At 70.3% G+C, this 14,415-nt stretch carries 11 protein-coding genes; 3 read left to right on the top strand and 8 right to left on the bottom strand.

The features are described from left to right. Positions 1 to 8: 8 nt before the first annotated feature. On the top strand, positions 9 to 644 hold the full coding sequence (locus tag AB0L53_RS43045; RefSeq protein WP_364007494.1) for a TetR/AcrR family transcriptional regulator: 636 nt from the start codon (positions 9 to 11) through the stop codon (positions 642 to 644). 35 nt (positions 645 to 679) lie between these two features. On the opposite strand, the gene AB0L53_RS43040 is transcribed toward AB0L53_RS43045, so the two are convergent. After that, entirely contained in the window at positions 680 to 1,033 is a 354-nt protein-coding gene (locus AB0L53_RS43040; protein ID WP_364007491.1) for a helix-turn-helix domain-containing protein, read from the bottom strand. Between the two features lie 656 nt (positions 1,034 to 1,689). Here AB0L53_RS43040 and AB0L53_RS43035 point away from each other — a divergent pair. Next, positions 1,690 to 5,175: a lantibiotic dehydratase gene (locus tag AB0L53_RS43035; RefSeq protein WP_364007488.1), complete on the top strand. Its 3,486-nt coding sequence runs from the start codon at positions 1,690 to 1,692 to the stop codon at positions 5,173 to 5,175. A 57-nt stretch (positions 5,176 to 5,232) separates the two neighbouring features. Then, a complete protein-coding gene (locus tag AB0L53_RS43030) occupies positions 5,233 to 6,018 on the top strand; it encodes a Stf0 family sulfotransferase (RefSeq protein WP_364007485.1) in 786 nt (261 codons plus the stop codon). A gap of 27 nt (positions 6,019 to 6,045) precedes the next feature. Here the strand turns inward: AB0L53_RS43030 and AB0L53_RS43025 are convergent, their stop codons facing one another. The 7 genes from AB0L53_RS43025 to AB0L53_RS42995 form a co-directional block, all read right to left on the bottom strand. Next, a complete protein-coding gene (locus tag AB0L53_RS43025; protein WP_364007482.1) occupies positions 6,046 to 6,702 on the bottom strand; it encodes a DUF5825 family protein in 657 nt (218 codons plus the stop codon). Further along, positions 6,699 to 8,633, bottom strand: a complete 1,935-nt coding sequence (locus AB0L53_RS43020; protein WP_364007479.1) for a RiPP maturation radical SAM C-methyltransferase — start codon at positions 8,631 to 8,633, stop codon at positions 6,699 to 6,701. The genes AB0L53_RS43025 and AB0L53_RS43020 overlap by 4 nt, the downstream gene beginning before the upstream one ends. 39 nt (positions 8,634 to 8,672) lie before the next feature. Then, on the bottom strand, positions 8,673 to 9,437 hold the full coding sequence (locus tag AB0L53_RS43015) for a hypothetical protein (RefSeq protein ID WP_364007476.1): 765 nt from the start codon (positions 9,435 to 9,437) through the stop codon (positions 8,673 to 8,675). Beyond that, positions 9,434 to 10,453: a DUF692 family multinuclear iron-containing protein gene (locus AB0L53_RS43010; RefSeq protein ID WP_364007473.1), complete on the bottom strand. Its 1,020-nt coding sequence runs from the start codon at positions 10,451 to 10,453 to the stop codon at positions 9,434 to 9,436. The genes AB0L53_RS43015 and AB0L53_RS43010 overlap by 4 nt, the downstream gene beginning before the upstream one ends. Next, a complete protein-coding gene (locus AB0L53_RS43005) occupies positions 10,450 to 12,444 on the bottom strand; it encodes a B12-binding domain-containing radical SAM protein (protein ID WP_364007469.1) in 1,995 nt (664 codons plus the stop codon). Before AB0L53_RS43005 ends, AB0L53_RS43010 begins: the two co-directional genes overlap by 4 nt. 89 nt (positions 12,445 to 12,533) lie before the next feature. Further along, positions 12,534 to 12,692: a hypothetical protein gene (locus AB0L53_RS43000; protein WP_357938498.1), complete on the bottom strand. Its 159-nt coding sequence runs from the start codon at positions 12,690 to 12,692 to the stop codon at positions 12,534 to 12,536. Positions 12,693 to 12,888: 196 nt separating this feature from the next. Beyond that, entirely contained in the window at positions 12,889 to 14,325 is a 1,437-nt protein-coding gene (locus AB0L53_RS42995; RefSeq protein ID WP_364007465.1) for an amidohydrolase family protein, read from the bottom strand. Positions 14,326 to 14,415 lie beyond the last annotated feature (90 nt).

The raw sequence follows: 14,415 nt of genomic DNA, 5'->3' as shown, positions 1-14,415 counted from the left end.
CGTTCGCCGTGAGCAGTCCAACGACACCGCAACGCGGTTACCACCACGGCGACCTGCGCGCCGGTTTGATCCGCGAGGGCATCGCACTCCTGGCCGAGATCGGCGTGGCGGGTTTCTCCGTGTCCAAGGTCGCCGCCCGCGCGGGTGTGTCGTCGGCGGCGCCCTACCGCCACTTTCCCGATCGCGAGGCTCTGCTGGCCGCCTGCGCGGCCGCCATCGTCGCCGACATCGCCGACCTCCTGGCCCAGGCGGCCGAGCAGGCGGGGCCCGATCCGGTCGACCGGCTGGCCGCCACCGCGGGCGCGTACACCCGCTATGCCCTGGACCATCGCGCCGGCGTCGACCTCGTCTACTCGTACGACTTCGGCGCCCCCTACAAACAGACCGTTCAGGAGCAGGGCCGCCGCCTCATGGACACCCTCATGGCCCTGACCTCGTCCGCCCTGCCCGACGACGTCTCCTGGGCCGAGACGACGGACTTCGTCTACGTTCATCTGTCCATGGCGCACGGCTACGCCACGCTGGTCCCAAGAGACGCCCGGCCACCGCAGGAAATCGACAACCTGGCCACCCGCGCCGTCACCGCCGCCCACGACCACATCACCGGCTACCTCTTGCGCCTGCGCACCGGTGAGATCCCCTGACGAAGCCCTCAAGGCGTGATCACCGTCGTCAGGCGTCAGCCTTCGTCCGAACGCTCCCGGGCACGGTTCATCCGCAGCGCTTCGGCGAGCTGGTCTTCCAAGATGACGATGCGGCAGGCGGCTTCGAGGGCGGTGCCCTGGTCGACGAGCTCGCGGGCCCTGGCCGCCAGACGTAGTTGGTAGCGGGAGTAGCGACGGTGGCCACCGCTGGAGCGTTGCGGCTCGATCAGTTTGGCGGCGCCCAACGCACGTAGGAAGGCGGCGGTGACGCCGAGCATCTCCGCGGCCGCGCCCATGCTGTAGCCGGGGTAGTCCTCATCGTCGAACCGGTCATTGGCTTTGCTGGGTGCGAGTGTGGGGTCGCTACGTGCTGGAGGTGTTTGATCCATAAATGCCTTCCGCATGCGTCAGGGGGCCCCGGCGCGTATTGCGCCGGGGCCCCGAAGAGGTTCAACACCATCTACCGGCCATCTGGCCGGCCTACTGTCGTCCGCATCAGCCGTAGTGGACGGCCATGACGCGGGGATCGCGGATGCGTGACCGTGTACCACCTTCCCATCTGTGGAACTCCGGTACCCGAGCGGCGAGTGATCAGCCGGCAGCGGGCGATCCCGATGGCGTTCAACACTCCCTTCTCTTACTCGAACTTCTTTTCCTACTTCTCGTGTGGCAGCACGTCCACGGCCAGGGCCCCTTGCCACTGCGCTGGCCCCGTCAGTCCGACCTGCTGCCATCACCTGGTATTTCGTCAAACTCATCCGGGCGGTTCGTCGTGATGCTGGGGTCTTCGTGTTCTGCCCGGTTGGATCCGTTCCTTGCGATGTCAGAAACTCTAGCTTCCGTCATCGCGAATGTCTACCGCAGCCACTACAGATTTTCGGCAGCCGGTGGAGCAGGCCCTGAGCTCGTGGTTGATCGTCTTCGCGGTACGGAACGGTCGCGACCCGCGTGCGACACTCGGGGGTGACGGGCCCGCCGAGCCGTCCCGGCGGCAGCTGGACGGCCACCGCCGCCGGGTCAGGCGCGCAATGTGGGAGGCCTCAGCGTGAGCGTGCAGCGTTCGCAGCCGTACCGGCACTTTGATACGGCGCTGATCCGCGCCACCGCGCATGGGACTGAATTGGATCTCCCTCCATGGCCCGAGCCGGATGTCCCACCGCCCCCTCAGCCATATGTCGCGCCGCGCCCCGAGCCGGATGTGGCGCCATGGCCCGAGCCGCATGGCCCGCTGTCGCGCGAGCTGGATGACGAGGCCGCCGTTGAGCGGTGGTGCGAGTGGCTCGTCCAGGTCTGGGCGCGGGAACCCGTGGCAGCGGCTGTCTCGCTGGCCAGTCCGGTTCTGGCGGCCCAGATCGAGGCAGTCTGCGCGGGCCGTCGGCCCCGCCCCGGTCGCCTCCGGCGTATGGCGCTGTCACTGGCCCGGTATCTGGTGCGGATGCGCGGCCGAGCCACGCCGTTCGGGACGTTCGCGGGCGTGGCCCCGCTCCGCTTCGGCGCGGCACCGGAGTATGAGGCCGGAGTCCCGCGTACGCGGACGACCGCGGACGGCGTGTGGCTGGCCGCGGTGATCGCCCGGCTGGAATCGGACCCGGAGCTGCGGCATCGCCTCCCGGTCATGGTGAACGATCTCGCATTCGTACGGGGGGAACGCCTCGTGGTGCCCTGGCAGCCGCACGCGGGCGATCCGGCTCGAAGCGAACTGACGGAGGCGTCGGTACGGCACAGCGCGGCCGTCCGCACGGTCATGGAGCTGGCGCAGGCACCCGTTCGGGCCGGTGATCTGGTCGACGGGCTGGCCGCCGCGTTCCCCGATGCCAGGGTCCCGGCGATCGAGGCGATGGTCGCGGAGCTGGTCACGTGTGGGGTGCTGATCACCAGCCTGCGTCCTCCTTCGACCAGCGTCGACGGGCTCGCGTACGTGCTCGACCGGTTACGGGACGTGGCTGCGAACTCGCCCGGCGACGCCACCCCGCAGGGCCAGGTACGAAAGGCCGACCCACAGGACCAGGCACAAGAGGTCCCGCAGGATCAGGCGCAAGAGAGCGTCCCGCAGGACCAGGTAGAGGCCGTCTCGCAGGATCAGGTACAAGAGGCCGCCCCGCTGGGCCGGGCGTCCGAGGTTGGCTCGCTGGGCCGGGAGTTGGAGGTTGCCGGGTTGGTTCGGGAACTGCGGGCGATCCACGTGGGGCTGCGGGCGGCCGACCGCGTGACCGTTGAGGCTGCCGTACGGGCCAGGCGAGCGGTCGGGGAGCGGATGCGGGACGTGGTGCCGGTCGAGGTCGCTCAGCCGCTCGCGGTTGACCTGCGGCTGGGCGGCACCGCGGTACTTCCTCGGGAGGTGGCTGCCGATGCCGAGTCCGCCGCCGGGGCGTTATGGCGGCTGACGCCGGACCCGTCCGGGCATCCGGCCTGGCGGGAGTACCACGTCATGTTCCTGGACCGGTACGGGGTCGGCGGCGTCGTACCGATCGAGCAACTCGTCGATCCCACGGCGGGGTTGGGGTTTCCTGGCCATTACGACGGGCCGGCCGTCCCCGCGCTTCTGTCGCGCAGGGATCAGCGCCTGCTCGCCCTGGCGCAGCAGGCGGCCCTGGACGGCGCGCGGGAGATCGTGCTGGACGACGCCGCGATCGAGGCTCTGGCGGCGGACGGGATGGACGGGGCGCGACCGGTCCCGTACATGGAGCTGGTCGCCGAAGTCTGCGCGCCCACCGCCGACGCGCTGGCCGCCGGAGCCTTCACCATGACGGTCCTCGCCGTCGACGGCACGGCGGCCGGCCTGGCGGGCCGCTTCACCGACCTCCTGCGGGACGGCGACGGGCAGGACGGCGACCGGCAGGATGGCCTCCCACGCGACCGCGACCCACAGGACAGTGGCTGGCAGGACAGTGACCGGAGACGGATGGTCGGTCTCTACGGTCGGTTACCCGTCGCGGTGGATGGTGCCGTGCCCGTGCAGTTGTCGTTCCCGGCTCGGCACCCGCGCGCCCAGGACGTCGCCCGCACCCCGCTCCTGCTGCCAAACCTGATCTCCTTGGCCGAGCACCGTGCCAGTCCGGACGGGCGGATCTCCTGGCGGGATCTGGCGGTCACGGCGGACAACGACCGCATGTACCTGCTGTCGCCGTCGCGGCGGCAGTTGGTGGAGCCGGTGCTGAGCAGTGCCGTGGCGCGGCATGCGATGCCGCCGATCGCGCGCCTGCTGTTCGAGATCCCGCGTGCTCGGGCAGCTGTGGTGTCACCCTTCTCCTGGGGGGCGGCGGCGTGTCTGCCGTTCCTGCCGCGAATCCGCTACGGCCGCAGCGTGCTCGCGCCCGCCCGATGGCGCATCTCCACCGACGTCCTGCCCGGGCCGGACACCCCGTGGCCGGAGTGGGTGCGGGCCATGACAGCACTGCGCGCCCGCCTGCGGCTGCCCGCCGTCGTGTCCGTGGGTACGGCGGATCGCCGGCTGCGCCTGGATCTGGACGAGCCCATGAGCCTGGCGCTGCTCCGCGCCCACCTGGACGGCGCCGGCGAGGCCGTCGTCGTGTCGGAGGCGACGGGACCGGCGGACCACGGCTGGTTCGGCCGCCGCGCGCATGAGGTCGTCATCTCGATGGCCGCCACCGCGCCGCCCGCCCGTGCTCCCGCCGCCGTGACGGTGCCGGGGCCGCTGCCGCTGGTCGGGCGTGAGGACGGGGTTCTACCTGGGGCGCGTGTCCTGTACGCCAAGCTGTACGGGGATCCCGGTGTGGTCGACACGATCCTCACCAGGCACCTGCCCGACCTGCGTGAGACCTGGGACGAGCCGCCGATGTGGTGGTTCGTGCGTTACCGCGACCCTCGTCCGCACTTACGGCTGCGGTTGCACCTGGTCGGCGAGCACGACTACGGCCCGTCCGCCGCCCGGGTCGGGGCGTGGGCCGCCGAGTTGCGTGGTCGTGGCCTCGTGGGTGACCTGGTCTTGGCTACGTACCACCCGGAAACCGCACGATATGGGTCGGGAGAGGTCATGGCCGGGGCGGAGGCCGTCTTCGCGGCCGACTCCGCCGCGGTGGTCGCCCAGCTCACGGCCCTGTCGGCGGCTCGCCACGTACACCCGCACGCGCTCACTGCGGCGAGCCTGGTCGATCTGACGGCCGCCCTGATGAGAGGCCGGGCGGCGGGGGCGCGTTGGCAGATCGACCACCCTCCGGCCGGGCACGCTGCCCCGAATGACCGCGAGGTCGTCCGCCAAGCGGTCGGCCTGGCGGACCCGGGCGGGGACCGGGCGACGCTCGCGGCTCTCCCCGGCGGCTCGCGGATCGTCAGGGCATGGGAGCACCGGCGGCGAGCCGTGGCCGCCTACATGGACCGCCTTCCAGTCGGCGCCCCGCATCTGACCGAATCGTCGGTGGTGGCGTCATTCCTGCACATGCACCACATACGGGCGCTCGGGATCGACCGCGATGTCGAACGCCGGTGCCGTAAGCTGGCCCGCGCCGTCGCGCTGACCTTCGCCTCCCGCGACGACACCCCACCAGACCGCAGCGCAGCGGGTCGTGGCTAGATATCGTTCGGCGCCCGTGTCCTGACTGATCGCCTGGTGCGGTGGTAGGTATGCACTGTGGCCCCTTTTTTCCGGACCAACAGCCCGGAATTCGACTTCCCGCCGTTCGCTGGACTCCCGCCGACCCGCTATGTCCTGGCCGCGGCGCCGCGTTCCGGCAGCAATATGCTCGTCCGTACGCTCTGGCACACCGGGCGGGCCGGTTTCGCCGACGGATATCTCGCGGACACCCATGTTCTCGACTATTTCGAGCGCTGGGGATTCGACACCGCCGATCCGGAAGGGCGGGTGAAAGGCTATGTCGGTCGGTTAATGACCTGCCGGACCAGTCCGAACGGGGTTTTCGGCATCAAGGTGCATGGCGAGCACCTACAGGGACTCGAAGTCGATCTGGACGAGCTTCTCATGTCGCCTCAATACATCTGGCTAAGGCGCAGGGACCGGATCCGGCAGGCCATCTCGTACGTCCTGGCGAAGCAGACCGGCGTCTGGATCGTGGACGGGATCTACCTGTCGACCAGTCGGGCGCAGTCCGAGCCCCACTACGACTACGCCGAGATCCGCCGCCACCTGCAACACCTCGACGACGAGACGAGGGCGTGGCAGCAGTATTTCGACCGCCGCGAACGCGTCCCGCACGTCGTCTACTACGAGGACATGCTCGCCGACTACCCGGGAACCGTCCTCGGCTGCCTGCGGCACCTGGGCGTCGATCCGCCCGAATCCCTCCCCGAGCCCGGCATCAAGCGCCAGGCGGGTGCGGTCACCGAACGGTGGCTGGAGATGTTCGAGCGGGACAGCGCCCAAGATGGAAACGAGGCATGGGCGGGCGCCGACCGCTAACGGCCGCAAAGGGCCGCTAAAGGCCCGTTAGGGGATCGTCGAGCTGAGCGGCCAGCGTCTGATCCGGTACGGCGTCCACCACACGTACCGCCCCACCTGATGCAGCAGGTCCGCCCGCAGATACCGCTCCGTCACCGCCGGCGCCAGGCTCGCCGCCCGTATGCCCCGCAGCAGCGGCGCGATCGCCTCCTCGCGGTTCGGGTTGCGAATGACGAGGCGCCTGAACGAGCCCGTCCGGCGGTCGCGGATCTCGATGAAGCCGGGACCGAGCCGGTAGCCGCACTTCGCGATGTGGAAGGTGTCGCGCCACTCGGCCGCGATGCCGTCCCCGGCGGACCCCGCGTACACGGCCGCCGGAGGGTGCAGGTGACTGAGCGGCCGCCAGCCGGCCGGGCCGACCGACATGCGGAGGGTCCAGTCGACCGCGATCCCGTGGCTGGTCAGCTCGCGGATGACGGCGAGGGCGGCCACCGCCGCCGCGCCGCCCGGGTCGTCCAGATCGACCATGTCGTCCAGCTGGGCGAGCTGGACGCCGTCCGCCGCCAGCCGGGACACGGTCGCGAGGGGGTCGCCGGTGACGTTCACGCGGCCCGCGTACATCCCCCGGACGCGCATGGCCGCCGGGTCGCGATCCTTCCACAGTGTCATCGGTACGTGAGCCGGAAGCCCGGCGACGGTGCTCATCGGGGTGTCCCCACTGGTACCGCAGCCTTCGAGAGTGCCGGTACGAGCGGTTCGCCGCGACTGAGATTCTCGCCGTCGAGCCGCATCAGGTCCTGGTTGGCGACGGCCGGGGCGACGTGGACCGCCTGGCCGGCGTCGCAGAAGATGAGGCCGAGTTCGCGCCAGCGCGCGAGCAGCTCGTCGATCCGCTCCTCGGTCACGTCGTCGTGCCGGGCCGCGGCCTTGCGTACGAGCGCCGCCGGGCTGTGCGGCGTGTCGAGCAGGCGGAACACCGTCAGCTCCAGCGGTTCGGTGAGGTCGAGCAGGTGCCAGGAGAAGCCGGGCCGGGTGTCGACGAGCACGATGTGGTCGCCCAGGTCGCAGTGGGTCAGGCGGCTGCGCGGGTAGGCGTCCGTCCAGGCGGCGACGGCCGCGCGCAGCCGGTCGAGGCAGTCCGCGTCGATGCCGCGGCGCGGGGAGTCGAAGACATAGACGAGGTCGGCGAGCTCGGCTTCGGGCAGATCGTAGATATGCCGGTACTGCGCGGCCGGGCGGAGCTCCCCGAAACCCAGCTCGGGCCGGTCGAAGTACGGGCTGAAGCGTTCGACCTTCAGCCGGGTGGCGTTCGACGGCGGCATGAGGTGGACCAGGGCGGGCACCTGGTCGATCACGCTGTCGTAGTCGGCCTCGGACTCCTCCGGGAAGCCGTAGAGGTAGTTCCAGTTCAGGTTGATGCCGACGGTCTCCGCGTCACGCAGCAGCCGTACGTTCAGGCAGCCAGTCACTCCCTTGTCCATCAGGGTGAGCACCCGGCTGCTGAGGTTCTCGATTCCGGGCTGCATGTAGTCGATGCCGGCCGCGCGCAGGATCTCCAGCTGGTCCCGGCGCAGGTTCGACTTGATCTCGTACCCGATCCGCAGGTCGTAGCCGGACTCCTGGAGGCGCGGCGCCATCGACGTCAGGTACGCCATGTCGAGGATGTTGTCGGTCACCCACACGTCGAGGACCCGATGCCGTTCGACGAGGCTGAGGATCTCCGCTACGAACCGGCCGGGGTCCTTGCTGCGGAACTGCATGAGCGAGCCGTTCAGTCCGCAGAACGTACAGTGGTGTTTCTCGCCCCACCAGCAGCCGCGCGAGCCTTCGACGGTGAGCCGCGGTTCCACCCAGGTGCCCGCGAGGGACCTGGCGTGCTGTTCGAAGTAGTCGCCGAAGTCGGGCGGGACCAGCGCGTCGGGCGGTAGCGGCCGCGCCTCCACCGCGTTCACGACGGACTCGCCGCTCGGCCCGCGCCAGCACAGTCCGGCGATCTCGCTGACATCGCCCCCGTCCCCGCCGTCGGCGCCGATCGCGGAGAGCAACTGCGGGAAGGCCAGCTCGCCCTCACCACGTACGACGAAATCGATGAACGGGAAATTGCGGTGCATCGCCGCGCCTTGCGGACCCTCGCAGTTCGCGCCACCGAACACCGTGACGGCATGCGGCGCCTGCCTCTTGACCGCGCGCGCCGCCGCGAGGGCCGCGGCGTTCTGCGCGAAGGTGGCGGTGAAGCCGACCACGTCCGGTGTCATGGCCGCGATCCGGGCCGCGGTCTCCTCGATGAACAGCGGCGCGAGCTCATGGAGTTGCGTCGCCTTGGCGAGCATCGGCTCCGGCACACTGCCCCCGAGGAACTCGGCGAACTCCGCCACCTTCCACCGAGGCCGCTCGTTCAGCGCCGCCGAGAAGATCCACTCGCTGTGACCGGAGAAGTAGGAGCTCACGAAGGTGTCGTACTCCTCGAACGTGAAGCCCACATGCTCGTCCACCCAGTCGATGTAGTCGAGCTTGGCATGGACGACGTCCACCTCGGCGTCCGGGAACACGTCGAGGACCCGGCGCTTGAGCACGCCGAGCGAGAGCGACGGCGCGTCGATCGACGACCACGGCATGTCCACCAACACGATGTGCATGGGTTTGTCCCTCATCTCCAGGTCGTACGTCCTACCGGGTCACCACAGGCCGCGCCGGGACAGCGCGCGACGTGCCGCGTCGCTCTCGGCCGTCGGTTCGACCGCGAACGCCGTGGCCACACGTTGGGAGATCACACCGCGAGTGATCCCGGCGGGCGTGGCGAAGTACGCGTACGGCACGCTTGCTTGGCCGGCGTCCGGCGTGGCCTCGCCCCAGGAAACGAGGGAGGCCGGCGCGTACCGGCGCAGGGCGGCGTGACCGCGGCCGGTCTCGACGATCCCCTCGCTCTCGATGACGAACGACAGCGGCTGCTCGCACGCCAGCGCCGCGAACAGGGCGATCATCAGCTCGTGGCCCACGGTCTCCCGCAGGATCGCGGCGTCAGCGACCCGCTCCTCTGTCAGGTCGAGCAGGAACGCGGCGAACGCCTCCTCCACCGACACCCCGGGCCCCGAGTACGGGATCAGCCGGAACCTGCTGAAACGCGGCGACCCGAGGAAGCCGTCGAGCAACTCCGCATCGCCGATGCCATCCGCGGCCAAGGCGGACACGCTGCGCGGGAACGCGGATGCGAGGCTGCCTCCCGCACCGAGCCGCCAGATGGTCGAGCGGAACCGTCGGGCGGCCGCGTCGAGCTCGTCAAGGTCGATGGTCTCCAGGCACTCCAGCTCGCCCGCGTCCGCCGCCACGGCCGCGGCGCCGTCGGCGGCGAGCCGCTCCCGCAGGCCGCTGTCGAGCAGCAGCCGCATGATCAGGTCGGCGAGCTGCTCGCCGTCGAGGGATCGCACGACCGGGGTGCTCATCGCGCCGCCCCATCCCGCTGGGCGGTGCCGTCTCGCCACGCGCCCACCAGCGCCTTCAGGCGGCCGTAGTTCCGCCGCGACTTCTCGACCAGCCGGCCGTCGTCGCGGAACATCGGGTCCTCGTAGGTCACGCCGAGCAGGTTGGGGCAGCGCGGCAGCAGGTACTCGGTGAGTTCGAGCTGCTCGTCCAGCAGCACCCCGTGATGCAGGTCGCGGAACTTGCCCTTTACGATCTGGCAGCCGGACAGGTGCAGCTCGCGGCAGCGTTCGAGCGGCAGCGCCTCGATGTCGTCGACCATGTGGCGGCCGGTCCGTCCGCGCAGCCACTGGTAGCTGAGCAGGTGGCCCACGTCCAGCGTGACGTGCACGTCTGCGTCGTCGGCCAGCCGCGCGAAGTACGTGAAAGCGTCGAGGTGCCCGAGAACGAACGACCCGCCTTCGGTGAACCCGGGGAACTCGACGTGCAGCGGCAGCTCCAGGAGGTGGGCCGTCTCGGCCACGTTCCGCGTGGCGATCTCCAGGCCCGGCTCGGTCAGCGGTGGCGGCAGCGGGTACGGCAGCGGATAGCCCCGGAGGTTCCAGATGCCCAGGTCCTCGACCACCCAGCGGAACCCGTAGCGAGCCGCGAGTTCGTTGGTGAACTCGGCCGCGGGTCGCCGATCGTAGCGCTCGGGCGTGCCCATGTTGAACTCGGTCTGATGGAAGGCCCGGCCGAGCCCGGCGGGCAGCGCCTGGAAGAAGCGGTCGTAGGCGCGGCCGTAGTCGGCCGCTCGCGGGGTCGCGCGTGAGCGGGGCTGGTAGGCGAAGGCGGCGTACGCGAAGTCGTCGCCATGGCGCTCGGCGAAGGCGCGCACCCGTGGCGTGATGTCCCCGCCGTCGTCCGTCTCCACGAACCCGACGCCTCGCCGGCCGAGCGACCCGCCGCCCCACGGCATGTCCATGAGGAGACCGAACCCCAGCCTGGCCGGGCCGGTCTCGTCGGCCCGCATGGTCCCGGTCGTGATGTCGGTCGTCATGTCGGCCTCCTGACGGGCTCGCCGCCCGCGACCACCGGCGGCGCCTCCCGATGCTCCTCATCCGCGCGTTCCGCGCCCGCGCGTTCTGTGTCCGCGTGTTCCTCATCCGTGTGTTCTGTGCCTGCCGTCGCCTCGACCAGGCGGGCCAGCAACCGCCCTCCCTGGGAGGTGCGCGCCACGAGGACGCCGTCGGCGCGCTGCTCGACGTCTCTCCGCGGCAGCGCGTAGAACCGCTCCCAGACCAGATCAGCCACCAGAATCCGGCCGTACGGGTCCGCTTCGCGCTTCGCCCCCGTGAACCCGGCCGCGTCGACGCCCGCCGGCACCGTCCGTACCCATGGATACGGCCTGGCAGCCGCGACGGTGGCTCGGCCCCCGGTGCGGCGGGGCAGGATCGCGCTCACCTTGCCCGGCTTGACCGTGTGGAAGACGCGCACCAGGCGGTCGAGCGCCTCCGCCCGAGTGGGTCCGCCGGGCACCGTCAGGGGATGACCGATCCGCCCGGAAAGGTAGCTCAGCTCCGGATTGCCGGCGAGCGCGCCTGAAGTGTCCAGCGAAAGGCCGAAGCCGTCCGGGTCCCGCGCCAGCCTGCTGCCGGGCTCGGACACCATGAGCTCCAGCGCGTCGATGCCGATGCGCTCCTGGTTCGCCGCGAGGAAGCGCAGGGACTCCTCGAACTCGGCGGGCGTCTCGTCGAAGACGTACCCCATCACCGAGAACCGCAGGACGATGCCCGCCGCCGCGACGTTCTCGACGATCCGCTGGTAGTCGGCCGCCCGTACGCCCCGGTCCATCAGGTCGAGCAGCCGCTGGGAGGTCCCCTCGTAGCCGACCGACATCAGCTCGCATCCCACCTCGGCGAGGCTCCGGCAGAAGTCCGGGTCGGCCAGGGTGGCGTCCAGCCTGCTGCGTACGCCGAACCCCACGTTGACGCCGCGCTCGCGTACCTCGCGCATCGCCTTCACGATCAGCCGTAGGTTGGTGTTCTCATCGGAGATCGACACGAAGGCCGCGCCTGTGTCGCGGACCACGCTCTCCACGGCGTCGGCGATCTGGCGCACCGTCCCCTGCTGGTAGGCGCCCGGCGCGAGGGACCGGTTGCCGTACGAGCAGAACGCGCACCGCCCCCAGTAGCAGCCGACGCACGAGATGATCGCGACCTCCATGGTCTCGTTGAGGTACGACCGGACCGGCAGCCCGGCGAAGTCGGGCGGCCCGAGGTCGTGAAAGCGCAGTGTGACCGGCTGCTGGGCGCGATGGGCGGGTGCGCCGTGCGGCAGCCAGGTCATGCCGGGGACCGCGTCCGCCGGGATGTTCCCGTCCAGCGCGTCCAGCCAGCGTTCGAGCGGCTGTTCGCCGGCGGTCCAGCACAGCGCGTCCACCACGGCCCGCACGCCGGGCAGCCGCGCCAGCTCCTCGTGCCGGAGCATCACCTGCTGGCCACCGAGGCAGATCTTGGCGTCCGGCCGCAGCCGCCTGATCCAGGCGGCGATGAGCAGCGCGGGGGCGAGCTGGCTGAAGAACGCCACGGACAGGCCGACCACGCGCGGCCGGTGCCGGGCCAGCAGCGCCTCGACCATGAGGTGCAGCCGCTCAAGCGGTATCCCCGACGCGGCGGGCGGCAACCGGGCGGACCGCCGCACCGCGTCGTCGAGCTGGGCCAGATCCTGCCACGTCCGGATCAGGAACGTATCGCGCACCAGCAGCTCGATCGCGTGATGGGCGAGCCTGACCGCACGAGCGGGGCCCAGCTCTCCGGCCGGCTCCTTCCGCAGGACATGCGCACGGAGCTCGTCGACGTATCGGGCCACGACGTCGGCCATCGCCCTTCGGTACCAGGTGCCCGCCCCGTCGTCCGGCTGCTCGCGCACCATGTCGCCCAGCAGTTCCGGATGCTCCAGCAGGTCGTGCAAGAGGGCGATGTTCAGATCGGCCTGGTGGACCCGCCGCCCGTGCCGCCGTAGATGACCGGTGAGATAAGGCAGGCTCAAATAGGGAAAGAACCTGGCTTCGGTCTGCGGCGGAAACAGGAGCAGAACGTCGGCGTCGCGCGATTCCACCGGACCGGCCGACAGCCTCGTCAGCCCTTGGCGGGTAGGTCGCCGGTGTCCTCCGCCGCCTTGTAGGTGTAGGAGTGGTACGACCCGCTGAGCTTGAGCTCGCTGGATTCGATCACCTCAAGCTGGTCCAGCTCGGTGAATTCGTCGTCGATGACCATTTCGGGTTTCACCGCGACCACGGTGCCTCCTCGTGGGAATCTGCCAGGCAGTCTGGCGGTCCCGGCGGCAGTCAGCGCATGGACCGCACCCTTCTTAATCTGTTCAACGATAGTCATGTCATTCCGCACGTCAATAGCCGTCGAAAAGCAGCCGGGAGGATACATCTATTCCGGCTGTACATTAAATCGGGCGAACCGCTTCAGAGATAAGTATTCGTCACCCGGCGGTGTGGGTCGAGGCGCTGTGGTAGTCGGTATAGGTATACGGATTATCGAGGATGGTCGTCTCGGGAATGTCAGGGTTCATCCCCTTCTGCCATGCCTCCTCGCCCATCGTCGAGCGCAGATACTCGATCGTCCGATCGGCGGCGCGGCGGGCCGCGGCGAGGTCGACGCCGACCAGGCGGTGCTCGTGCTTCACCACCCGGCCGTTGACCAGAACCGTGTGCACGTCCCCGCGCTGAGCCTGGAACGCGACGTGCCCGTACGGGTTGAGCAACGGGAACGACACCGGCGAAGCCTCGTTCTTGATGAGCACGAGGTCGGCCTTCTTCCCGGCGGCGATGACGCCGAGATCGTCGCGGCCGAGGGCGCGGGCGCCGCCGCGGGTGGCCCACTCGACGACCTGGTCGGCGCGCAGGCTGCAGTGCGTGACCGTGTCGCCCCTGGCGTGCGCCTCCAGGTGCTGGCGAGAGCGGTCGGCGCCGAGGGTGGCGCGCATGGCGGAGAACAGGTCGCCGCTCCACCAGACGCTGGTGTCCATCGACAGGGACACCGGGATGCCGTGGGCGCGGATGGCCCAGGTGGGCGGGTAGCCCTGGCCCGCGCTCTGCTCGCTCTCGGTGGAGACCGAGATGGAGCCGCCGGTGGCGGCGATGCGGTGGTAGGAGTCGGCCGACAGCGACGCGGCGTGCACGTACACGGTCTCGGGCGTCATGAAGCCGTGGTCGTGCATGAGCCGGATGCCGTCGTCGCCGGTGGCGCCCCACACTCCGGCGTGCGTGGTGACCGGGACGCCGAGTTCGCGGGCGACCTCGAAGGCCGGCCGCTCGGGGAAGGCGGGGTCGCCCAAGACGTCGAAGGCGAGCTGGAAGCCGAGCAGGTCGTCCCCGGTGATCCGGCGCCGCACGAAGTCGCGGAACTCCGGTGTGCCCGTCCAGGCCGCGGGCGGCTGCTGGATGTTGCCGTACGCGAGGACGTACCGGCCGGGCGCCGACCGGAGCGCGTCCACGGCCGCGTCGGCGTGGTCGACCGTCTGGAGACCGTGCGACCAGTCGACGACGGTCGTGACCCCGGCGTCGACGGCTTCGAGCGCGGCCAGCAGGTTGCCCGCGTGCACGTCCTCGGGCCGGAACAGCTTCCCGTGCTCCAGGTAGTACCAGACGAAGTACTGCGTCAGGGTCCAGTCCGCGCCGTAGCCGCGCATTGCGGTCTGCCACATGTGCCGATGGGTGTCGATCATCCCGGGCATGACGATGCCGTCGCTCGCGTCGATCTCGACGGCGTGGTCCGGCGCCTGGAGATCGGGCCCCACGGCCGCGATCCGGTCGCCGGCGACGAGGACGTCCGTGCGGGGGAGCACCTGCCGCCCTTCGTCCATCGGGAGCACGGTGCCGCCGCGCAGCACCACGGGCCGTCCGTCCATCGACTCCATCGCCCTCTCCTTACCGCCTCGCGCCGCTTTGCCGAACGAGTGTCCGCTGTACGGTCAGCGCAACTCTAGAAGCGCGGGAGAGGATGTCAA

This window comes from Nonomuraea sp. NPDC052129, assembly GCF_040680095.1.
Taxonomy (GTDB): domain Bacteria; phylum Actinomycetota; class Actinomycetes; order Streptosporangiales; family Streptosporangiaceae; genus Nonomuraea.
Note: the sequence above shows the minus strand (reverse complement) of the source record. Positions and strands in the feature narration are given on the sequence as shown.